Below are 21,180 nucleotides of genomic sequence, written 5' to 3'. Positions count from 1 at the left end.
ACCGTCACCCCTCACTGAACCGCTTCTGCCACAGGAAGCGCGCGCGGGGGACTCCGCCCGGGCCGGGGGGCGGTTGAGGCCGGGCGCGACAGAGCATTGCTCTATGCGTGCCGGGCCCGCCTGATTAGAGTAAGTGAGCACTGATACCGAGGAGTCGAAGTGAACCTTGCTGAGTATCGGCGTGCCGCCAGGGCCTGGCTGGAGGAGAACGTCCCGGACGACGGGCCGCCCGAGGGGGACGGCATCACCAGGGCCAAGGAGTTCATGGCCAAGCTCTACGACGCCGGGTACTCCGGCATCACCTGGCCCGCGCAGTGGGGCGGCCAGGGCCTGACCCAGGCGGAGGAGCGCGCCTTCGCCGCCGAGGCCCGCGACTTCACCCTCCCCACCTACGTCTTCTCGATCGGTCTCGGCATGACCGGCCCCACCCTCGTCGACCGGGGCAGCGACGCGCAGCGCGAGCGATTCGTCCGCCCGCTGCTGCGCGGCGAGGAGATCTGGTGCCAGCTCTTCTCCGAGCCCGGCGCGGGCAGCGACGTCGCCAGCCTCCAGACCAGGGCCGAGCTCGACGGCGACCACTGGGTGGTCAACGGCCAGAAGGTGTGGACGTCGGTCGCCCACCACGCCGACTGGGGCCTGCTGCTGGCCCGCACCGACGTGGACGTGCCCAAGCACAAGGGCCTGACCATGTTCGTGGTGGACATGCACCACCCCGGCGTCACCGTCCGCCCGCTCAAGGACATGTCCGGCCGCGCCAACTTCAACGAGATCTTCTTCGACAACGTGATCATCCCCGACGAGCACCGCGTCGGCGAGGTCAACGACGGCTGGAGCGTCGCCGTCACGACACTGCTGCACGAGCGGCTGTCGATCTCGGCCGGCGTCGGCATGGGCGGCTCGAAGGACCACCCGGCCTCGCTGGAGGCGCTGCGCAAGGTCGTCGACACCGGCGACCCGCTGGTCCGCGACCAGCTCGTCGAGCTGCACATCCGCAACCGCGCGCTGGCACTGTTCAACCAGCGCCTGGCGCAGGAGACCAAGGCCGGCATCTTCCCCGGCGCGCGGGGCAGCGGCGCCAAGCTGCTGCTGGCAGAGCTGACGCTGTTCCAGGCGGACCTCGCCACCCAGCTCGTCGGGCCGGAGGCGGCGCTGGCCGACCACCCGCTCGCCCAGGCCGTGTCGATGGCGCCGGGCATGGCGCTCGGCGGCGGCACCAACGAGATCATGCGCAACATCGTGGGCGAGCGCGTGCTCGGGCTGCCGCCGGAGCCGCGGGTGGACAAGACCGTGCCGTTCAAGGACCTGAAGGTGGGGACGCAGGCGTGAAGCTCGTACTCAGCGAGGAGCAGCGGCAGCTGCAGGAGTCCGTCCGGTCCTTCCTGCGCGCGGCCTCGCCGCTGCCCAAGGCCCGCCAGGGCTACGACCCGCAGGTCTACGCCCGCCTCAACGGCGAGCTGGGCCTGTCCGGCCTCATCGTCCCCGAGGAGTACGGCGGCGCCGGCGCCGGCCTCGCCGAGCTGGCGGTCGCGCTGGAGGAGACCGGCGCGGCGCTGCTGCCCGGGCCGTTCCTCGCCACCGCCTTCGCCGCGATCGCCCTGGCCGCGACGCCCGACAAGGAGCTGCTGTCCGGCATCGCCGAGGGCCGGCTGGCCGCCACGCTGGGCCTGCCCGCCGACGACGAGATCTCCTGCGACGGCGCGTCCGCGAGCGGGACGCTGCCGCAGGTGCTCAGCGGCATGGAGGCGGACGTGCTCGTCACGCCCGCGAGCACGCCCGCGAGCACGCCCGCGAGCAGCGACGGCGAGCAGGTCGTGATCGCCGTCGAGCTGACCGGCGCCGGCGTCACCAGGACCGCGCTCGACACCCTCGACCTCACCCGCGGCCAGGCCAGGGTGACGCTCGACGGCGCGCCCTGCAAGGTGCTCGGGCCGCGCCCGGCGAGCGGCGTCACGGAGCGGGTGTGCGTGGCGCTGGCCGCCGAGCAGCTCGGCGTGATGCGCGCCGCGCTCGACGCCATCGTCGCCTACGCCAAGATCCGCGTCGCCTTCGGCCGCTTCATCGGCTCCTACCAGGGCGTCAAGCACAAGCTCGCCGACATGCACGGCAAGCTCGAACAGGCCGAGTCCATCGTCAGGTACGCCGCCTGGGCCGCCGACGAGGCGCCCGACGAGCTGCCCGAGGCCGCCGCGCTCGCCCAGGCGTTCGTCGGCCGCGCCTGCTTCGAGGTGGCCCGCGACCACCTGCTGCTGCACGGCGGCATCGGCTACACCTGGGAGCACGACGCGCACCTGTTCTACAAGCGGGCCAAGGCCGACGAGGTGCTGCTCGGCCCGCCCCGCATCCACCGTGCCCGGCTCGCGGAGCTTTTGGAGCTGTAGATGGACGCTGTGCTGGACTTCGAGAAGACCCCCGGTTTCTACGCCATCGCCGCCGCCCACCCCGGCCGCCTGGCCGTCATCGACTCCGACGGCGCCCGCACCACGTACGGCGAGCTGCTGACCCGCGTCAACCAGGTCTCCAACGGCCTGCGCGCCCGCGGGCTGAAGACCGGCGACGTGGTGGCGGGCGTCCTGCACAACGGCCTCGACGCCGTGGTCATGCTGATGGCCACCGGCCAGATCGGCCTCTACTACGTGCCGATCAACTGGCACCTGACCGAGGCCGAGATCGCGTACATCCTGCGCGACTGCGACGCCAAGGTCGTCGTCACCGGCCCGGACGATCCCGTGCCCGGCGCCGAGGTCGGCACGGCCGGGCTCGCCGAGGGGCAGCCCGCCGACGCGCCCGCCGACCGCACCAGCGGGGCCGTCATGTGGTACACCTCCGGCACCACCGGCTTCCCCAAGGGCGTGCAGCGCCCGCTGCCGGGCGCCGAGCCGGAGGCCATCGTGCCGCTGTACGCGTGGTTCTTCGGCGAGGTCGTGGACCTCAAGCCGGGCGACGAGACGCACCTGGTCACCTCGCCGATGTACCACTCCGCGCCCTGCGCGCACACCCAGTTCGCGCTGCACTTCGGGCACACCGTGGTGATCACCCCGAGGTTCGACCCGGAGAACATCCTGGAGCTGGTCCAGCGCTACCGGGTGTCGAACGCGATGATGGTCCCCACCATGTTCCACCGCATGCTGCAGCTCCCCGAGGACGTCCGCGCCAAGTACGACGTCTCCAGCCTGCGCCAGGTCATCCACACGGCCGCGGCCTGCCCGGTCGCCGTCAAGCAGCAGATCATGGACTGGTGGGGCCCGGTGCTCTACGAGTACTACGGCTCCACCGAGTCCACGATCGCCTTCTCCGTCAAGCCGCAGGAGTGGCTGGCCAGGCCGGGCACGGTCGGCCGGCCCGCGCCCACGTTCGAGGCGAGGATCCTCGACGAGACGGGCGAGGAGCTGCCGCCGGGACAACCCGGCATGATCTACGTCAAGTCCACCCTCGGCCGCTTCGAGTACCGCAAGGACCCGGCGAAGACGGCCGCCAGCATGCGCGGCGAATGGTACGCGCCGGGCGACATCGGCTACTTCGACGAGGAGGGCTACCTGTTCCTGTGCGACCGCCGCACCGACCTCATCGTCTCCGGCGGGGTGAACATCTACCCGGCCGAGATCGAGGCCGCGCTCCTGGAGCACCCCGCCGTGGCCGACGTGGCCGTGATCGGGGTGCCCGACGAGGAGTGGGGGCACAACGTGGTCGCGCTGGTCCAGCCGGCCGAGGGCGTCGAGCCGGGGCCCGAGCTGACCGCGGAGCTGCTGGAGCACTGCGGTCCGCGCATCGCCCGCTTCAAGCACCCGAAGTTCGTCGAGTACCGCGAGCGGCTTCCCCGCACCCCCACGGGCAAGCTGTCCCGCTCCAAGGTACGCGCCGACTACCTCGCCGCCGCCGGCGGCGAGAACACCAGCTCCTCGCTGCAGGGCCGGCCGTCACCCAGGTAGAAGCGGGTGGACAGGGTGCGCTCGGCGGTGTCGAACACCGTGCTCCACAGGGTGCGGAACGGCGCCGCCGGGTCCTCCGGCTGGGCGACCTCGCGAAGGGCCGCCCGCAGGTCCTCGCCGGACATGGTGGCGCCCTTGCTGCGCTCGTACAGCGTGCGCAGGCGGTGGTAGGTGCGGAAGGAGCCGGGGCCGTCGGGCGGCAGGTGCATCGGGTCCGGGTTGCGGTGCAGCAGGTGGTTCGTGACGCACAGCGGGCCGTCGCCGAACTCGACGATGTGCTCGCCGCCGTCGCGGCCCCGCTCCCACACGAACGCCCGCCCGTTGGCGTCGGCCACCAGGTAGTGCAGCGGCATGCCGTGGTCGTACTGCTTGGCGCCGAGCAGCGCCTGCTTGGCCTGGTCGGTGTTCTCGCAGGTCTCCAGCAGGAACCGGGGGAGCTGCACGCTCGACACCCCGACCTGGGGCGCGGTGCTCTCCGGCGGGGCGGCGCTCTCGAAGTCGGCGACCAGCAGCATGACGGCCAGGCCCGCCGCGTTGACGCCGTCCATGCAGCCGTCCAGCTCGTTCATCGTGATCACGGTCGTGGCCGGGCCCTCGTCCGGGAGGGTCGTGATCACGTACGGGCGGGAGGCCATCGGCAGCTCGCCGGGGCGCGGCGAACCGCCCATGATCTCGCTCGTGGTCGTGGGGAAGAAGTCGTAGTTGCGGCCGATCCGGCCGTGGCCGTCGGCGGCGGCCGACGGCGGGATCCACAGCGCCGAGCAGCCGGTGCCCTCGGGCACGCCGGACAGGCCCGGCACGTAGGCGAGGCCGTCGAGGGCCAGCTCGTCCTGCTCGGGGTCGAGGCCGAGGGCCGCCGCGGCGCCGTCCATGCGGGCGTGCTGCTGCGGCCAGTGCCGCTCGAACCAGGTGCGGCGGGCCCGGCCCACCACCGGGTCCACCGGGTACGGCGACCAGCCGAGCCGGCGGGCCTCCTCCGCCAGCGCCCGGCCGATCTCGAACTGGCCGCCGGACAGGGTGAGATGGTGAACGAGCTGGAAGTCGTCCTTGCCGCCCGCGACGCGTGTCAGGTTCTTCATGCCTCCAAGGCTGCGCCCGCCCGCTGACCGGGCCCTGACCGGCCGCTGACCGCCCGCCGGTAACGCTCCGACAGCCGCAGCACGGCCTCGGCCAGCTCCGGCGGGTCGAGCACCTCGAAGTCGGCGCCGAGGAAGCCGAGCCACACCGCGATGCCGTCCACGTCGTCGCCGCCGACCCTGAGCAGGCAGCTCGCCCCGTCGCGCGGCTCCACCTCCAGGCCGATCGCCGACAGCCTGGTCATGCGGTCGGCGGGGGCGTGCACCAGCACCGTCGCCACGTGCCGCCACATGGCGGTGCTGACGCCCCGCTCCACGTACGCCGCCACGTCGCCGTCCGCAGGCAGCTCCCGCGGGGCGAAGCGGGGCCCGCCGGGGGTGCGCGGCCGCACCCGGTCGACCCGGAAGGTGCGCCAGTCGCGCCGCTCGACGTCGTAGCCCACCAGGTACCAGCGGCCCCGCCGGTGCACCAGCCGGTGCGGCTCGACGTCGCGGACCGTGGAGCCGCCCTCGTGGGCGGTGTAGTCGAAGCGGAGGCGCTCGCGGTCGCGGGCCGCGTTCACGATCGTGGTCAGCACCTCGGGCGGCACGGACGGCGCGTTGCCGGGGACCTGCACGGTGTAGGCGTTCAGCGCCTGCACCCGGTGCCGCAGCCGGGACGGCAGCACCTGCTCCAGCTTGGCCAGCGCGCGCACCGACGTCTCCTCGATGCCCTCCACGCCGCCGCCCGCCGCCCGGCCGAGCCCGACGGCGACCGCCACCGCCTCCTCGTCGTCCAGCAGGAGCGGCGGCAGCGCGGCCCCCGCCCCCAGCCGGTAGCCGCCGGCCACGCCCGGTTGGGCGTGCACCGGGTAGCCGAGCGCGCGCAGCCGTTCGACGTCGTTGCGGATGGTCCTGGTCGAGACCCCGAGCCAGGAGGCCAGCTCGGGGCCGGACCACTCGCGATGCGCCTGGAGGAGCGAGAGCAGCTTGAGCAGGCGGGCGGAGGTTTCCAGCATGCCCCCAGTCTGCCCGCTCCCGCGGCAAGGACCTTTCCGCGTTGTACGGTGTTCCTCAGAAGAGTTTCTGCGCCTGCTGGATCACCGTCAGCACGGTCAGCGTGCCGAAGAACGCCACCGACCAGATCAGCGCGCCCAGCCGGTACGACCGCACCTGGATCTCCTTCGGCAGCGCCCGCCGGTTGAGCACGATCAGCAGGATCGAGTACACGAACATCATCACGGCCGCGAAGCTCGCCGAGAACACCAGCAGGATCAGCGGCTGGTCGAAGCCCAGCAGCAGGATCGCGATCCCGACCAGCGCCAGCGCCCACACGGTCAGGAAGTAGACGCGGTTGACCGACACCGGCCGGTCGCGCAGGTAGACGGTCTTGATCGTGTCGGCGGCCAGGCGCGAGGTGTAGTCGACGATGCCCATGGCCGAGGCGAACAGCGCGAGCGCGCCGATCAGCCAGAACAGCACGCCGAACCACGTCCCGACGCTCTCCTGCAGCGCCCGGCCCTCCACCTGGAGGAAGCCGATGCTGTTGGCCAGCCCCTCGCGGCCGAAGACCGTCGAGTACGCCAGCATCGACATCAGCGCGATCGTCACGAACGACACCAGGGCGAACGTCCACGCCTGCTCGACGTTGGCGAAGCGCCACCACTGCCGCCAGCGCACCAAGTTGTCGCGGGTCGGGGCGAACTGGAAGCCGGTCGTGGGGGCCGCCTCCTCGTGCCCGGTGACCGGGCTGACCAGGCGCGGGACGTACAGGCCCATGCCGAAGCCCTTGTCGCGGATCCAGTTGCTCTGGCACAGGTTCTGGCCGCCGCCCGCGCCCGCGTACGCGATGGCGCCCATGAGCACCGCGAACTCCAGCTCCGGCGCCGGGAACCGGGCGTCGACGGTCATGCCCCTGCCCAGCTCGACCCAGCTGTCGGCGGTGATGGCGAACAGGATCGCGACCACGATCAGCGTCACGACCAGGGCGATCTTCACGAAGATCACCCGTTCCAGCAGGGTGTAGATCACCGGCGCCAGGGTCAGGCCGAGCGCGATCACCAGCAGCATGCCGATCGCGATCCACCTGATGCTGTCCTTGCCCGACCCGACCAGGTACGTGACCATGGTGGCGGAGCTGGTCACCCATCCCGGCCACAGGTTCGAGCAGAGCGTCATGAGGACGAAGACGAGCCCCCAGTGCCGCCACATGCGGCTGAAACCGGTCAGCGCGGTCTCGCCGGTGGCCAGGGTGTAGCGCTCGATCTCCATGTTGAGGAACCACTGCGTGATGATGCCGATCGCCGCGCCCCAGACGAAGACCAGGCCGACCTGGGAGGCGATGTACGGCCAGAGGATGAACTCGCCCGAGGCCAGGCCCACGCCCGCGCCGACCAGGCCCGGGCCGATGATGCGCCAGGTGGACCGGGGTGGCTCGGGCAGGTCGCGGACGGTGACGGGGGGCAGGACTCGCGCAGGAACGGTGGGGGTGAACTCCGCCATGCGGATCTCCTTGTTTCGGCTTACCTCACCGTTACATTACAAAGACCCGGAACGCCGGTGAAGGCGTCAGTTGACGGCCACCGCGTACTCGCCCCGATCGGTGAAGCCGATGACCTCGCCGCCCGCGCCCATCAGCCCGCCGAGCACGGTGCGGACCGCCGCGCGCCACTCCCTGGCCGCCGCCGGGTCGGCGCGCCGCAGCTGCTCGATGTCCGGCGGCGTCGCCACGAGCACCACCTCGCCCGCCGTCCCCCGCACCAGCGGGCGGTCGCCCTCGCCGGCCAGGAGCACGGGCAGCGACTCCGCCCCGGCGAGGGCGGCCAGCGGCTCGTCCGGGTCGACCGGCCAGACGGCGAGCAGGCGGTCGGAGGCGTCGCCCTCGTTGATCGCGTCGGCCATCGTGCCGTAGAAGTCCTCCAGGTACTCGCCGGGGCGGGCGCCCAGCTTGACCAGGTTGAAGCGGGCGTTGCGGCGCACCAGCGGGTCGAACGTCCAGGTGACGCGCTCCAGCCCGCGCTCCCTGCACCAGTCGCGCTGGTGCAGCTTCAGCGCGTAGCCGATGCCGCGGCCCGGCGTCGTGCCCGTGACGTGCGAGTGCAGCGTGCGCTCCGCCGCCAGGAAACCCACGGAGGCCCCCACGAGCCGCCCGCCGTCGTCGAAGGCGCCGGCCACGTAGCCGCCGGCGTGCGCGAAGCCGGCCATGAGCTCCAGGGGGACGGGCACGTTGCTCGGGTCGGGGTGCCAGATGTCGTCGAAGAGCCGGCCGGCCTCCTGGAACTCGTGGATCGCGGACAGCTCCCTCACGGTGACGCCGGCCTTGGCCGCCGCCTCCTCGCTCTGGCGTGTCATGCTCCCCATTAACGCATGTCACGCCGGTCTCCCATCACCAGCCCGGACAGCTTCCTGTGTCCCTGCGATCACTACGTGCTCGCCCGTCCACCAGTGGTCATCACCACGTCACTGGCTGTAGTCATGTGATGCGCCGTCCCGGACGGGACGCCAGTGACCAGGGAGGTCTCCCCATGAAGCACGTGCTCGCCGCCCCGGCTTCGCTCACCGCCGCTCTGCTCACCGCCGGGCCGCTCGCCGCGCCCCCGGCCGCGGCGGCCGCCCGCGCGGGCGCGGACCTGGTCATCACCGTGACCCCGGTGCACGGCGGCGGGGCCTACCGGTACTTCCTGTCCTGCGATCCCGACGACGGCGGCCATCCGCGCCCCGGGCACGCCTGCTACGCGCTGCGCGCGGTGAACGGCGTGGTCGAGGACCTCGACGTCGACCCGGGCGCGTGCACCAAGCAGTACAGCCCCGTCGACGTCGACATCGTGGGCCGCTGGCGCGGCAGGGAGATCGGCTACCACCGCGAGTTCCCCAACAAGTGCGTCATGGACCGCACCCTCGGCCCGGTCGTCTGACCCCTGGCCGGTCAGGCCAGCAGCTCGCCGAGCAGGCGGTGCACGTTCCCGCCGACGATCTTCAGGACGTCCTTCTCCGGCACCCCGCGGGCGAGCAGCCCCTCGGTCACCGACGGCAGGCCGGCCGGCCCCTCCAGGCCGGGCACCGCGGCCTTCGGGTCGAGGCCGCGCGTCTGCTCGCCCTCGCAGAACGGCGGGGTCAGGTCGTCGAAGACCTCCTTGATGAAGTCGGGGCCGAGGCCCACGTGGTCGACGCCGGCGACCTCGGCCACGTGCTCGATGTGGTCGAGCAGGCGGTCGAGCGTGTAACCGGCCGGCGAGTCGGCGAGGAAGGGGGCGAAGAAGTTGACGCACACCACGCCCCCGGTCGCGGCCACGCCGCGCAGCTGCTCGTCGGTCAGGTTGCGGTGGTGGTCGCGCAGCGCGCGGGCCGAGGAGTGGGTCGCGATGACCGGCTTGGTCGCCAGCTCCAGCACGTGCGCGACGCCCGAGGCGCCGAGGTGGGAGACGTCGAAGACGATGCCGAGCCGCTCCATCTCCGCCAGGGCGGCGACGCCGTGCGAGGTCAGGCCGCTGCCGGTGGCGTCCTCGCCGCTGCCGTCGGCCAGCGGCGTCCGGCCGAAGTGGGCGATGGACGCCACCCGCACGCCCAGCCGGTGCACGGTCGCGATCAGCTCGACGCTCGCGTCCAGGCCCGGCATGCTCTCCATCGCCAGCACCAGCGCGATCCTGCCCGACTCCAGCGCCGCGTCGATCTCGGCCGCGTCGCGGCACAGCGCGACCCGGTCGGCGTTCCCCTCCGCGATCACGTGCGCGCACTCGATCATCCGCAACGTCTGCCGCAACGCGCCCTCGGGGAGGTACTGGTCGTCGATGAAGACCGGCAGGATCTGCAGGCCGACCCCGCCCTCGGTGAGCTGCGGCAGCCAGCGCTCGCGGAAGAACGCCGCCCACTGCTCGGGCGGACGGGCGGAGACGGCCATGAGCAGGTCGTTGTGCGCGTCGGCGACGACGGCGCGCCGGTGCAGGGGAGAGTGAGTCATGCTGGGACGTTACCCTGCCGGGCTCGGCCGGTAGGCGTCGCCCGGCGGCCTGGCCGTGAGCCTGCGGTAGAGGGGCGTGGGCCCGGGCCAGTTGTTGGTGACGCGGCCCTCGGCCGTCTTGTACCAGCTCTGGCAGCCGCTGCCCCAGACCATGCGGTCCATGGCCGCGTCGAGCCGGCGGGTCCAGGCCGCCATCACCTCGGGGCGCACCTCGATCGGGCCCTGCCCGGCCACTCGCGGCAGGCAGGCCATGATGTGGTTCACCTGGCACTCGAGCATGAAGATGATCGAGTTGTGGCCGAGGTTGGTGTTGGGCCCGTACAGCAGGAACATGTTGGGGAACTCCGGCACCGAGATGCCGAGGTACGCCTCCGCGCCGCGCGCCCAGCGCTCGCTCAGCGACCGGCCGCCCCGGCCGGTCACCTCCATCGGCGCCAGGAACTCGGTGCTCCTGAACCCGGTCGCGTAGACGATCGTGTCGACCTCGCGCAGCCCCTCGGTGGTCTCGACGCCGCGCGGCGTGATCCGGACGATCTTGTCCGTGATCACGTCCACGTTGTCCCTGGTCAGCGCCGGGTAGAAGCGGCTGTCGATGACCACCCGCTTGCAGCCGATCGGGTAGTCGGGGGTGAGCTTGGCGCGCAGCACGGGGTCGGGCACCTGCTCGCGCAGGTGACGGAGGGCCTGCTTGCGCAGCAGGCCGGCACTCCAGCCCTGGGCGAGGGCGGGGTAGAGGGTGGCCTCGCCGTACCGGTAGACCGCCTCGCGGTAGGCGCGCTGGAGGCCGGGGACGTAGTGGAGGGCGAGCCGCGTCAGGGGGCCGAACGCGGCGTCCGGCTTGGGGATCACCCAGTTGGGGGTGCGCTGGAAGACGTGCAGCCGGCCGGCCTGCGCGGCGACCGGCGGGATGAGCTGGGCCGCCGACGAGCCGGTGCCGATCACCGCGACCTGCCTGCCGGTGAGGTCGTGGTCGTGGTTCCAGCGGGCGGAGTGGAACGATGTGCCCGCGAAGTCGGACATTCCGGGGATCTCGGGGAGGTGGGGGCGGTTGAGCTGGCCCACGCTCACCACCATCATGTCGAAGGACTCGGTCGCCTCCGTCGGCTCCGTCTGCTCGCCCTCTTCGCCGTGGGTCGTGGTGAGCCGCCAGTGACGGCCGTCGAAGGCGGCGCGGCGGACTTCGGTGCCGAACCTGATTTTTCGCCTGACGTCGTATTTATCGGCGCAATGGGATAAGTAGCCGAGAATTTCCGGTTGTCCGGGATAGCGACGGGTCCAGCTCGCGTACTTCTCGAACGAGTAGGAGTACAGGTGCGACGGGATGTCGCAGCCCGCCCCCGGATAACTGTTGTCGCGCCAGGTCCCGCCGAGGTCGTCCGCCTTCTCGAACACGGTGTACGAGCGGATGCCGGCCCGTTCCAGCCGGATCGCCATGCACAGTCCGCCGAAGCCCGCTCCGATGATCGCGACCTTTGGTGCCATGCCACCCTCCGCCAGTCAGTGTCCACTTACATTACGCCGGACGCCGTTCCACCGCGACCCTCCAGGACCCCGATAGTCTTCGCAGGTGGCTGCTGTGACGTTGACGGACGTGATCGGAGTGCTCGAGGCGGCCTACCCGCCCGCCCGGGCCGAGTCGTGGGACGCGGTGGGGCTGGTCTGCGGCGACCCCGCCCAGGAGGTGCGGCGGGTGCTGCTCGCCGTCGACCCCGTCGCGGCCGTGGCCGAGGAGGCGCTGGAGTGGGGCGCCGACCTGATCGTCGTCCACCACCCCCTCTACCTGCGCGGCACCACGAGCGTCGCCGCCACCACCCCCAAGGGCCGGCTGGTCCACAGCCTGATCAGGAACGGCGTCGCCCTCTACACCGCCCACACCAACGCCGACGTGGCCAACCCCGGCGTCTCCGACGCCCTCGCGCGGGCCGTCGGCCTGACCGGCGACCTGGTGCCCCTGCGGCCCTTCCCCGACGACCCGTGGCGCGGGCTCGGCCGCATCGGCGAGCTGCCGGAGCCGGCGACGCTCGGCGAGTTCGCGGCGCGGGCGGCCGCGGGGCTGCCCCGCACGGCGGGCGGCATCAGGGTGGCGGGCGACCTGGCCCGCGAGGTCCGCAGGGTAGCGGTCAGCGGGGGCGCCGGCGACTCGCTCCTCGGCGCCGCCGCGGAGGCCGGGGTCGACGTGTTCCTCACCGCCGACCTGCGGCATCATCCGTCGAGCGAGTTCACCGAGTCGGGCGGGCCCGCGCTGATCGACGCCGCGCACTGGGCGACCGAGTGGCCCTGGCTCGACAGCGCGGCGTCCATCCTGCACGCCAGTGGCGTTACCGTTGAAACGCGTGTCTCCGCCACGGTCACCGATGCTTGGACAAGAGGATATTGATCATGAAAGCAGCCCCTGAGGCCCAGAAGAGACTGCTCGACCTGGCAGAGCTCGACTCCGTGGCCGACCGGCTGGCCCACCGCCGCCGCACCCTGCCCGAGCTCGCCGAGATCGACGAGCGCTCCAAGCAGTACGCCAGGCTCGCCACCCAGGTCATCGAGGCCGAGACCGAGGCCGGCGACCTCGCCCGCGAGCAGGCCAAGGCCGAGAGCGACGTCGACGCCGTGCGCACCCGCGCCGAGCGCGACCAGAAGCGCCTCGACTCCGGCGCCGTGACCTCGCCCCGCGACCTGGCCGGCCTCCAGTCCGAGATCGCCTCGCTGCACAAGCGGCAGGGCGACCTGGAGGAGATCGTCCTGGAGATCATGGAGCGGCGGGAGGCCGCCGACAGCAAGGTGCGCGACCTGACCGCCCGGCGCGACGAGGCCGCCGCCGCGGTGTCGGCCGCCGAGAGCCGCCGCGACGCCTCGCTCAAGGAGATCGACAAGGAGGCGGCCGACGTCCAGGGCCGCCGCACCGGCGTCGCCGGCGAGATCCCCGCCGACCTGCTCAAGCTCTACGAGAAGCTCAGGGAGCAGTACGGCGTGGGCGCCGCCATGCTGCGCCACGGCCGCTGCCAGGGCTGCAAGGTGGCCCTGTCCATCGCCGAGATGAACTCCATCAAGGCCGCCCCCCACGACGAGGTGCTGCGGTGCGAGGAGTGCCGGCGGATCCTCGTCCGCACCGCAGAGTCGGGCCTGTGACGCGGTACGTCATCGAGGCCGACGGCGGCTCGCGCGGCAACCCTGGCCCGGCCGGCTACGGCGCGGTCGTCAAGGACGCGGCCAGCGGCGAGGTGCTCGCCGAGGCGGCCGAGGCGATCGGCGTCACCACCAACAACGTGGCCGAGTACCGCGGCCTCATCGCCGGGCTGCGGGCCGTGCTGCGGGTGGGCGGCGAAGGCGCGGCCGTCGCGGTCAGGATGGACTCCAAGCTCGTCATCGAGCAGATGGCCGGGCGCTGGAAGGTCAAGCACGAAGGGCTGCGGCCGCTCGCGTCCGAGGCCGGGGGGCTGGTGCGGCGGCTGCGCGTGACCGAGTGGACATGGATCCCGCGCGAACGCAACCAGCACGCCGACCGCCTGGCCAACGAGGCCATGGACGCCGCCGCCAAGGGCCTGGAGTGGACAGCGACCACCACCCCCGCCTCCGGGTCCACCTCCTCCCCGGCCGTCCTGGCGTCCGCGTCACCGGAACAGACCGACCTCCTGGACGTCGCCGACCTCAGCGGCGGCGCCACCACCACGACAGGCGACCTCTCGGCCCCCACCGCCTCCGTCGCCGCCGCCCAGCAACGCACCGCGTCCCCGGGCCGGCGCACCGACGTGGGCACCGGCTGGCGTCCCCCCACCCGCGTGGCCACGTCCCTGCTCCTGCTCCGCCACGGCGAGACCGCGCTCTCCCTGGAGCGCCGCTTCTCCGGCCTCGGCGACGCCGAGCTCACCGCCAACGGCCTGGCCCAGGCCGCCGCGGCCGCCGCCCGCCTGTCGCGGGAGCCGTACCGGCTCGACGTGATCGTCTCCTCCCCGCTCGCGCGCGCCCGCCGCACGGCCGCCGCCGTCGCCGAACGCACCGGCCTGGACGTGGAGGTGGACGACGACCTCAGGGAGGCCGACTTCGGCGCGTGGGAGGGGCACACGTTCACCGAGGTCCAGCGCCGCTGGCCGGCCGAGCTGAGCGCGTGGCTGGCCGACCCGGAGGCCGCCCCGCCCGGCGGCGAGAGCTTCGCCGCCGCCGCGCACCGCGTGCGGGCGGCGGGGGAGCGCCTGGTGGAGCGGTACGAGGGCAAGACCGTGCTCGCGGTCTCCCACGTCACCCCCATCAAGATGCTGCTGCGCCTGGCGCTCATGGCGCCGCTGGAGTCCCTGTACCGCATGCACCTCGATCTGGCGTGCCTGTCCCTGATCGAGTACTACGCGGACGGCCCCGCCGTCGTGAAGTCCTTCAACGACACCGCGCACCTGCTGCGCTGACAGGCATGCCGACGGGTGTGCCGACGGGTGTGCCGACGGACGGCTGCCCGTTGGCCGTGCCGGGGTCCGCCAGAGCCCCGGCACGGCCGCCTGCGCATCGCCCCCCTCAGGCGATGACGTGCCCATTCGACCGCTTCGATCTTGCGGCTGAGTTGAGAACGGCTTGCGGCTGGTAATCTTGGCCGGACGAGTCGGCCGGGCGACCGCGTCGGGCCCCCCACGGGGCCCGCCGAGGAAGGTCCGGGCTCCACAGGGCAGGGTGGTCGGTAACACCGACCCGGGGTGACCCGCGGGACAGTGCCACAGAAAGCAGACCGCCTCCCGGCACGCCGGGAGGTAAGGGTGAAACGGTGGTGTAAGAGACCACCAGCGCCCACGGTGACGTGGGCGGCTCGGTAAACCCCACCCGGAGCAAGGTCAAGAAGGGACGCTCTCCGGAGCGTCCCGCGCGCGACGTTCGAGGGCTGCCCGCCCGAGCCGCGCGGGTAGACCGCTCGAGGCCGCCGGCAACGACGGCCCTAGATGGATGGTCGCCCCTTCTCACGAAGGACAGAACCCGGCCTACAGGCCGACTCGTCACGCTCCGCCCCTTTGACCAGGGGCGGAGCACCTTTCAAGATTGCCTGTTCCGTCCCTGTTCCGTGATGCTGGGGAGGAGGAGAGCGTCAATCGCGCCGCGTCCAAGGTCATCTTGGTCCGGGAAGAGGTGGCCGTAGGTGTCCATCGTCTCCGCGATGGTGGCGTGGCTGAGCCGGGCTTGGATCACCTTGGTATTGAGATTGGCCCTGATCAGTCCTGCGGCGTAGAAGTGCCTCAGATCATGAAAGCGAGTGCCCTTGGGTAATCCGGCTTTCTCGACAGCTTCCCGCCAGCATTCGTTGAACGACTTGCGCTGAGCAATGCGACCGCAGCGATTCGTGATCAGGACACCCTGAGGAGCGACCGCGTAGTTCTTCTGATGCTCATCGATCTTCGCGAGAATCAGGTCATCGACGGGCAGAGTACGGCGTGACGCCTTGGTCTTGAGTTCGACCAGTTCGCCATTCTGCGCCTGGCGGTGGACATAGACGCGCTTGGCTTCTGCATCAACCTTCACCGTCGTCAGCCCGAGGGCTTCACCCAGTCGGAGACCCAGCCCGAAGCCGAGCCATACGGCGAGCTGATACCGAGGAGTGATCGCATCAGCAAGCGCCAGAACGGCCTCAACAGGCAACGGCTCAACCACCCGCACCTCTATGCGCGGGAGAGGAACACGCGAACAGGGGTTAGCTGGAGGTGCCCAGCGGTGGCCCGACTCTGTGAGAACTTTCTGTACATCCTTAAAGCGGCCCTGAGCGGGCCGCACGCGCCGCCGACTCGGCGCGGGCCGGGCACGTCCACTTGGGCTCCCGTGCCGTCCCGCAACACGCCGGTCGGCAGGCGCGGACGAGGACAGGGCCGCGAAAGTCGGGAAGCGCACAGCTCCAGTCACAGGGCCGAGCTCGTCAGCGCAAGCGCACGTGGTCGCAGCGCCGGCCTTACTGCAACCTGCCTCCGGCGGGGGCGCTCCGGCTCCGGGCAGCCCAAGATCGTTCCATGTCGGTTGGATTGCGGTGGAAGCCTGCCCGTCTGCCGTCGTCCCAGGGCAAGCCCTAGCAGATCAGCCGCGGGGCCGCCTCCGCTCCATCACGGTCCTGGCGCCGAGCGCGCGGCCGGGCAGCCCCGCGGCTGTCCCGCTACCTCTTCGGGTGGGACGACGGCAGACGGGCAGGCCAAGGCATTACGCTTTTGACTTTGTATGGTGGGGTATTCGAGGTGTCCGTCGCGATCTAGCTTCCCGTCGGGCAGCAGCCCTTCTTACCATCTCGTCATGATCCTCAGGTGGTTCGTCGATGGATCCTGGCGGGCCGCCACTGTCCACAGGCTCCTTTCCGAAGGCGGATGGAGGCCCAGAGCGTGAAATGGCTTCGACTGTTCCTGTAACTGAATTGCGGAGAAAAAGCAACCCAGGGCGCCCCGACAGCTCACTGGCCCGTACAACATCCCCATTCTCAAGAGTAACCCTAGTGCTGGCCGTAACATAGAGTCCTGCCTGAACTACGCAGTCATCACCCAGCGAAATACCAATACCGCTATTTGCACCTAACAAACAACGCTCACCAATTGAGATACCACTGCCACCAGGGACTGAACCCATAATCGAGGCACCGCCTCCAATGTCCGAACCATCGCCAACCACAACGCCTGAGGCGATACGGCCCTCGACCATCGAGCTGCCAAGAGTGCCCGCGTTGAAATTTACGAAGCCTTCATGCATCACGGTTGTGCCAGGGGCCAAGTATGCGCCTAGGCGTACTCGCGACGCATCCGCAATACGTACACCGGATGGTGATACGTAATCCGTCATCCTTGGAAACTTATCAACTCCATGAATGGTCAAATGTCCCCCTTCTGCACGGACAGCTAACTGTGCATCTTGGAGTTGCTTCACTGGTGTCGGACCAATAGATGTCCAGGCCACGTTTGAGAGCAGCCCAAAAATTCCATCAAGATTGAGGCCATGCGGTTTTACTAAGCGATGGCTAAGTAGATGTAGTCTTAGAAAAGCATCGTACGTGTCGATTGGCGGATCATGAAGATTGGCGATAGTCGTTCGTACCGCGATAACCTCGACGCCACGACGCGGATCTCTTCGTATCGCGGGCGCTAGAGTGCCGGCCTCGGCGCTCCTCAATCGCACTGTCGTTGCGCGTGCACTATTTTCTATCAACGCTAGGGTCGGGAACCATGCATCCAAAACGGTGTCATCTTCAGATAGAGTCGCAAGACCAACTGCGGTAGCACCGACCACGTTAACTTCTTGCTGGGGAATAACCTCATCCTTCAGTTGGCTTTCCGGTGTTGCCTGTTCTGGAGTGAAGACAGCATCCATCGAATCGGACGTAAAGACTCTCTTGGCCCCACCTGCCATCAATACACGAGCCCACCAGGGTGAAACAGTAACTCGCAACAAGGCTCTTTCTGACCTTGTGGCGATCACTAGACGACCGAGGAAACTGTCACTCGATACTCTGATTCGCATTATCGGCCTCATCTTCATCGGATGATTTTGACTTGCGCTCGGCTACTTCGACGCGTGAAAGCATTCCCCGTACCATAGATGGGGCTCCGACGCCCATGATAAATGCGGGCCAAGCGCCATTCATCTGTTCGCGAGCGGCAGCAGCTACCAATGCTCCTAGTATCAAGCCCGCACCCAAAACAAAAATTCGCGGCCAAACTTCCTCAGGCTTATCTCGCCAGGGCCACCTGAATCCAGCTGCAGTGATGGCGGCCATCAGGGAGATCAGCCCAGCCGCCAACCCGCCAGCTAAGCCCCACGCAGCGGCCTCGACCAAACCCATAGACAGAAAGTAGTCGCATCTCACACCAATGCATAGCTTGACGCTCGAACCCGGGACCTTCGGTGGGATCTAGATATAGATCATGACTTGCTGACGAGCCGAGTGATCAACAAATTGTCTGACGATCTGCGGTCTCGGACACCACGTCCTCTATGCGACAAGTGACAAACTGACTGACACTGAGGGCGCCCGTGGCGACCCAACCGTGCACTACGATGCGCATGATCCAATGGATGACCAGCCGAAATCCAAGATCTGGTTCTCGACTCGAATGCTTCGCATCGAAGAAGTCGGCCAGAGATCTACACGGCAGCAGCTGATTCGTGATTGGCTGAAGGCTTGCGAGAGAGCCAGGCCGAGAGCCGCATGCGCAGAACCAGCCTGGACGAGACTGAATGTCCCTGACCTGCCTGACCTCGCAGCTGAACTGTCATGTACTGACCAGTCCCGCAAGCTCCTAGTTCGAGTCCCATCGCGCGAACCTTGAAGCAGATCTTGTTCCGTCTCTGTTCCGCCGGAACACAAAAGACAGCAAAAGACGCCGATAACTGCTGGAAGGCAATTCCGCAGCTCAGAGCTACTGTCGGAGACAAACCCAAGGTCATCGAGTCGCGTAAAACAGAACTCGGCCTACAGGCCGACTCGTCACCCATTCCCTCTCTGACCTGGGAGGGAACGGGCACTCTCCAAGATCAGGGCACCTCCGGTGATGATCCGAACGCCCTGTCGAGCGCTTCTCTGGCCCTGGCAGAAGCTTCCGGGACGAGGTGACCGTCGACTCGTGGCCGAGCCACCTGGAGACCTCCGAGATTGGGACGCCGGAGGCGAGAGCCGTACTGGCGAAGGGGCGAGCTGACGAACAACGACGAGATGAGCGGGTTCCTGTGGGCGCGGTCAGCTGACCGGGTCGCGTCCGAGATGCGGTGTAAATGTGAACGAGCGTAGGTTGCCGTGCTGAACCGACCAAAGTTCGCACTACGCAAGGACCTACGCTCGTGGCACGCACACTACCGCCCATCCGAGCCATCCGCGCCGAGATCGACGCGCTGTTCACCGAAGGTCGTGACCTGGTCGAGGTGATCGAGGACGTCGCCCGGCTCGGCGCCCGCCTGATCATCCAGACCGCCGTGGAAGCCGAGGTCGACGCCTTCCTCGGCCGCGCCCGCTACCAGCGCGCCACCGCCGTCACCGCTGATGGCACCAGCGCCGAGGAGAGCACGGTACGGCCCGGGTATCGCAACGGGCACTGCCCGACCACGGTCAAGACCACCAGCGGGCCGATCACCATCGCCCGCCCGAAGCTGCGCGGCACCACCGAGAAGTTCGCCTCCCGCCTGTTCGGCACCGGCGTCACCCGCACCCACGCGCTGGAAACCCTGGTCATCGCCTCCTTCGTGCGCGGCCTGTCGACGCGCGATGTCGAAGGCGCACTGGCCGACGCGCTCGGCCCCAAGGCCGCGCTGTCCAAGTCCACGGTCTTGACCATCTGCCAGGCCATCGTGGCCGAGTACGACGCCTGGTGCCGGCGCGACCTGACCGGCATCGAGCTGGACTATCTGTTCCTGGACGCCTCACACTTCAAGATGCACGACGGGCAGCGGGCCGAGCCGATCCTGGCCGCCTGGGGCATCACCACCGAAGGCAAGCCCGTCTTCGTCGACCTGGCCGCCGCCGGATCCGAATCCACCGACGCCTGGCACGACTTCCTCACCGACCTGACCGCCCGCGGCCTGCACCCACCACTGCTGATCGTCTCCGACGGCGCGCCCGGTCTGATCAGCGCCGCCGAGCAGGTCCTCACACCCTCGCTGCGCCAGCGGTGTCTCGTTCATCGCGCCCGCAACGTGCTCGCCAAGGTCAGCGCCGGCGACCAGGCCGAGGTCAAGGCCGCCTACTGGCAGATCTTCGACCTCACCGAGGCCGGTGAGAACGTCAAGCCCGGCCAGCAGCTCGTGGACTGGGTGCAGCGGCGCATCGACGCCTTCGCCGAGACCTGGGCCGGCCGGTATCCGGCAGCGATCAAGTGCCTGCTCACCGACCGCCAGAGCCTCACCACCTACCTGCGCTTCCCACTCGAGCACCACAAGCGCGTGCGGCACTCCAACTTCATCGAGCGCACCTTCGGCGAGACCCGCCGCCGCGTCAAAATCATCGGCCGCTTCCCCGGCGAGACCAGCTGCGTCTCCCTCGTCTGGGCCGTACTCGACCGAGCCGCCCGGGGCTGGCGCGGCTTCACCATGACCAGCACCGGCCTGCGCATCCTGCAAGACCTCCGCCGAGCCCTACTCCACCCGCCCGCCCAGCTCCACCCGACCAGCGACCCAGCCTTGGCACCCGCCACCGAGGCCGCCTAAGATCCACCCACGGCACCTACCTCATCGAGCTATTTACACCGCTCCGAAGACGCCACCGCTGACCGCAGGAACGACCCGGACACGGGATCCGGCAGCCGCGGTCGCGGACAGCACAAGCTGGTTGTCGCCGAGTGCGTAGGCCAGCAGAGACTGTCGCTGTCGCGCCATGGCACCAGGAGACTGTGACCATTCCTGGTCCATGGCCCTGTCATCCAAAGGCTGCCGTGCCGGACCCGAGTACTGCCAGTCAGTCTCCTTCAGCAGGTCCCACAGCCGGGTCTGCCGCTGCTCCCAATCGTCGTCGATCTCCTGCAGAGCCCGGCGTCCGAGCATGCGACGCACCTGCCGTCGTTTCAGCCGACGGAGGTCGAGCCACAGATAGGCCCACTCCCTCTGCGCTTGCGCCAACTCTCCGACGGAGCGGCCCCGCTGCGGCTCCGCGACCGTTCTGGCCCGCTCCACGATGAGATCCGTCAGCTCGGCTCCGAAGAAGTACAGGTGATACCTGGATCCGCTCATGCACGTGGATGGGGTGAACAGCCATTCGCTGGGTGCCAGCCTACGGCTCAGTTGTCTGCGTCGCCGTTGATCCCAGCACCACGGGAGAATAAGGCGGGCGTCGGCGATCTGCTCATCCAGCTTTGCCAGGCGGGTGGCCCGCCATGCGGCGACGACCGCGGGCTCCTTCAGGCGTCGCCGGGTGAACTCCTCCAGCTCACGATCCACTTCGGCCACTGGGAGGGCGCCTTGACCACAGCCGGGGTCGGCGCAGGAATAGGAGAAGCTCGCGGCATACCAGCCCTTGTCCTCCTGGGCTACAACCAGCGTCGTGCCGCACAGCGCACATCGCAGAACTCCCTCTCCGACATACGCGACGCCGCGCGTGTCGGCCTCCCTACCGCTCTCCCGCCAGTTCCGCAGCCTCTTCGCGGCCTCGCGCGCCGTTGATTCAAGATCCGCAGTCATGCTGCCGCCTCCCTTCCGGTCCGGCCGTGCTGGCAGCGTACAGCCGATCATGGAACCGGTCATGGGACGTCAGCAGTGCCGGCGGAGCTCGGGGCAGCGGCATCCGCGGGTGGCCGGCGTTTCTGTACGTCCCCAAGGCGCCGCCCTCTCG

At 69.6% G+C, this 21,180-nt stretch carries 19 protein-coding genes and 1 other RNA gene; 10 read left to right on the top strand and 10 right to left on the bottom strand.

All coding sequences use genetic code 11. From position 1 onward, the window contains the following. Positions 1–159: 159 nt before the first annotated feature. The 3 genes from MF672_RS28000 to MF672_RS27990 are packed head-to-tail and all read left to right on the top strand — an operon-like array spanning position 160 to position 3,926. The gene (locus MF672_RS28000; RefSeq protein WP_242377872.1) at positions 160–1,326 is read left to right on the top strand and encodes an acyl-CoA dehydrogenase family protein; all 1,167 of its coding nucleotides are present in this window, start codon (positions 160–162) and stop codon (positions 1,324–1,326) included. Beyond that, a complete protein-coding gene (locus tag MF672_RS27995; protein ID WP_242377871.1) occupies positions 1,323–2,378 on the top strand; it encodes an acyl-CoA dehydrogenase family protein in 1,056 nt (351 codons plus the stop codon). Before MF672_RS28000 ends, MF672_RS27995 begins: the two co-directional genes overlap by 4 nt. Further along, complete coding sequence (locus tag MF672_RS27990) at positions 2,379–3,926, top strand: AMP-binding protein (RefSeq protein WP_242377870.1); 1,548 nt, start codon at positions 2,379–2,381, stop codon at positions 3,924–3,926. It abuts the gene before it with no gap. Here the strand turns inward: MF672_RS27990 and MF672_RS27985 are convergent. The 4 genes from MF672_RS27985 to MF672_RS27970 all read right to left on the bottom strand — a co-directional run bounded on the left by MF672_RS27985 (position 3,860) and on the right by MF672_RS27970 (position 8,332). Further along, positions 3,860–5,005, bottom strand: a complete 1,146-nt coding sequence (locus MF672_RS27985; RefSeq protein ID WP_242377869.1) for a C45 family autoproteolytic acyltransferase/hydrolase — start codon at positions 5,003–5,005, stop codon at positions 3,860–3,862. The genes MF672_RS27990 and MF672_RS27985 overlap by 67 nt on opposite strands. Further along, complete coding sequence (locus tag MF672_RS27980; RefSeq protein ID WP_242377868.1) at positions 5,002–6,000, bottom strand: helix-turn-helix transcriptional regulator; 999 nt, start codon at positions 5,998–6,000, stop codon at positions 5,002–5,004. The genes MF672_RS27985 and MF672_RS27980 overlap by 4 nt, the downstream gene beginning before the upstream one ends. A gap of 55 nt (positions 6,001–6,055) precedes the next feature. Further along, complete coding sequence (locus tag MF672_RS27975) at positions 6,056–7,483, bottom strand: Nramp family divalent metal transporter (RefSeq protein WP_242377867.1); 1,428 nt, start codon at positions 7,481–7,483, stop codon at positions 6,056–6,058. A 66-nt stretch (positions 7,484–7,549) separates the two neighbouring features. Continuing rightward, positions 7,550–8,332, bottom strand: a complete 783-nt coding sequence (locus tag MF672_RS27970; RefSeq protein ID WP_242377866.1) for a GNAT family N-acetyltransferase — start codon at positions 8,330–8,332, stop codon at positions 7,550–7,552. A gap of 173 nt (positions 8,333–8,505) precedes the next feature. Between MF672_RS27970 and MF672_RS27965 the strand changes: the two genes are divergently transcribed. Beyond that, entirely contained in the window at positions 8,506–8,895 is a 390-nt protein-coding gene (locus MF672_RS27965) for an SSI family serine proteinase inhibitor (protein ID WP_242377864.1), read from the top strand. Positions 8,896–8,906: 11 nt separating this feature from the next. Here MF672_RS27965 and MF672_RS27960 read toward each other — a convergent pair whose 3' ends face one another. Together MF672_RS27960 and MF672_RS27955 are read right to left on the bottom strand one after the other, a co-directional pair. Then, positions 8,907–9,938: a dipeptidase gene (locus tag MF672_RS27960; RefSeq protein ID WP_242377861.1), complete on the bottom strand. Its 1,032-nt coding sequence runs from the start codon at positions 9,936–9,938 to the stop codon at positions 8,907–8,909. Between the two features lie 9 nt (positions 9,939–9,947). Further along, positions 9,948–11,420 carry a flavin-containing monooxygenase gene (locus MF672_RS27955; RefSeq protein WP_242377859.1) on the bottom strand — a complete coding sequence of 491 codons (1,473 nt, stop codon included), beginning with the start codon at positions 11,418–11,420 and terminating at the stop codon, positions 9,948–9,950. A 94-nt stretch (positions 11,421–11,514) separates the two neighbouring features. Between MF672_RS27955 and MF672_RS27950 the strand changes: the two genes are divergently transcribed. From MF672_RS27950 to rnpB, 4 genes are all read left to right on the top strand, one after another. Next, positions 11,515–12,315: a Nif3-like dinuclear metal center hexameric protein gene (locus MF672_RS27950; RefSeq protein WP_242377857.1), complete on the top strand. Its 801-nt coding sequence runs from the start codon at positions 11,515–11,517 to the stop codon at positions 12,313–12,315. A 2-nt stretch (positions 12,316–12,317) separates the two neighbouring features. Beyond that, on the top strand, positions 12,318–13,058 hold the full coding sequence (locus MF672_RS27945; RefSeq protein WP_242377846.1) for a zinc ribbon domain-containing protein: 741 nt from the start codon (positions 12,318–12,320) through the stop codon (positions 13,056–13,058). Continuing rightward, complete coding sequence (locus MF672_RS27940; RefSeq protein WP_242377845.1) at positions 13,055–14,326, top strand: bifunctional RNase H/acid phosphatase; 1,272 nt, start codon at positions 13,055–13,057, stop codon at positions 14,324–14,326. The genes MF672_RS27945 and MF672_RS27940 overlap by 4 nt, the downstream gene beginning before the upstream one ends. A 187-nt stretch (positions 14,327–14,513) precedes the next feature. Beyond that, positions 14,514–14,906, top strand: an RNA gene (gene rnpB / locus MF672_RS27935) — RNase P RNA component class A. 33 nt (positions 14,907–14,939) lie between these two features. Here the strand turns inward: rnpB and MF672_RS27930 are convergent. From MF672_RS27930 to MF672_RS27920, 3 genes are all read right to left on the bottom strand, one after another. Beyond that, positions 14,940–15,551, bottom strand: a complete 612-nt coding sequence (locus tag MF672_RS27930) for a site-specific integrase (RefSeq protein WP_242377844.1) — start codon at positions 15,549–15,551, stop codon at positions 14,940–14,942. Positions 15,552–16,085: 534 nt separating this feature from the next. After that, positions 16,086–17,237, bottom strand: coding sequence for a 2,3,4,5-tetrahydropyridine-2,6-dicarboxylate N-succinyltransferase (gene dapD, locus MF672_RS27925; RefSeq protein WP_254723822.1), 1,152 nt, complete (start codon positions 17,235–17,237; stop codon positions 16,086–16,088). Between the two features lie 127 nt (positions 17,238–17,364). Then, positions 17,365–17,709 carry a hypothetical protein gene (locus MF672_RS27920; protein ID WP_247815462.1) on the bottom strand — a complete coding sequence of 115 codons (345 nt, stop codon included), beginning with the start codon at positions 17,707–17,709 and terminating at the stop codon, positions 17,365–17,367. A gap of 483 nt (positions 17,710–18,192) precedes the next feature. On the opposite strand from MF672_RS27920, the gene MF672_RS27915 reads away from it, so the two are divergent. Together MF672_RS27915 and MF672_RS27910 are read left to right on the top strand one after the other, a co-directional pair. Further along, positions 18,193–18,480: a hypothetical protein gene (locus MF672_RS27915; RefSeq protein ID WP_242377843.1), complete on the top strand. Its 288-nt coding sequence runs from the start codon at positions 18,193–18,195 to the stop codon at positions 18,478–18,480. A 224-nt stretch (positions 18,481–18,704) separates the two neighbouring features. Beyond that, a complete protein-coding gene (locus MF672_RS27910) occupies positions 18,705–20,063 on the top strand; it encodes an IS256 family transposase (protein ID WP_247815461.1) in 1,359 nt (452 codons plus the stop codon). 33 nt (positions 20,064–20,096) lie between these two features. Here MF672_RS27910 and MF672_RS27905 read toward each other — a convergent pair whose 3' ends face one another. Beyond that, positions 20,097–21,029 carry a hypothetical protein gene (locus MF672_RS27905; RefSeq protein WP_242375916.1) on the bottom strand — a complete coding sequence of 311 codons (933 nt, stop codon included), beginning with the start codon at positions 21,027–21,029 and terminating at the stop codon, positions 20,097–20,099. Between the last annotated feature and the right edge of the window lie 151 nt (positions 21,030–21,180).

The organism is Actinomadura luzonensis (genome assembly GCF_022664455.2).
Lineage (GTDB): Bacteria > Actinomycetota > Actinomycetes > Streptosporangiales > Streptosporangiaceae > Nonomuraea > Nonomuraea luzonensis.
This window is presented reverse-complemented; position numbering and strand designations above follow the sequence as displayed.

Excerpts from the sequence above, each read along its gene's own strand:
- MF672_RS27965 (WP_242377864.1), top strand. The coding sequence starts at position 8,506 with ATGAAGCACGTGCTCGCCGCCCCGGCTTCGCTCACCGCCGCTCTGCTC.
- MF672_RS27970 (WP_242377866.1), bottom strand. The coding sequence starts at position 8,332 with ATGACACGCCAGAGCGAGGAGGCGGCGGCCAAGGCCGGCGTCACCGTG.
- MF672_RS27985 (WP_242377869.1), bottom strand. The coding sequence starts at position 5,005 with ATGAAGAACCTGACACGCGTCGCGGGCGGCAAGGACGACTTCCAGCTC.
- MF672_RS27955 (WP_242377859.1), bottom strand. The coding sequence starts at position 11,420 with ATGGCACCAAAGGTCGCGATCATCGGAGCGGGCTTCGGCGGACTGTGC.
- MF672_RS27960 (WP_242377861.1), bottom strand. The coding sequence starts at position 9,938 with ATGACTCACTCTCCCCTGCACCGGCGCGCCGTCGTCGCCGACGCGCAC.
- MF672_RS27920 (WP_247815462.1), bottom strand. The coding sequence starts at position 17,709 with ATGGGTTTGGTCGAGGCCGCTGCGTGGGGCTTAGCTGGCGGGTTGGCG.
- MF672_RS27905 (WP_242375916.1), bottom strand. The coding sequence starts at position 21,029 with ATGACTGCGGATCTTGAATCAACGGCGCGCGAGGCCGCGAAGAGGCTG.
- MF672_RS27980 (WP_242377868.1), bottom strand. The coding sequence starts at position 6,000 with ATGCTGGAAACCTCCGCCCGCCTGCTCAAGCTGCTCTCGCTCCTCCAG.
- MF672_RS27975 (WP_242377867.1), bottom strand. The coding sequence starts at position 7,483 with ATGGCGGAGTTCACCCCCACCGTTCCTGCGCGAGTCCTGCCCCCCGTC.
- MF672_RS27990 (WP_242377870.1), top strand. The coding sequence starts at position 2,379 with ATGGACGCTGTGCTGGACTTCGAGAAGACCCCCGGTTTCTACGCCATC.
- dapD (WP_254723822.1), bottom strand. The coding sequence starts at position 17,237 with ATGGATGCTGTCTTCACTCCAGAACAGGCAACACCGGAAAGCCAACTG.
- MF672_RS27945 (WP_242377846.1), top strand. The coding sequence starts at position 12,318 with ATGAAAGCAGCCCCTGAGGCCCAGAAGAGACTGCTCGACCTGGCAGAG.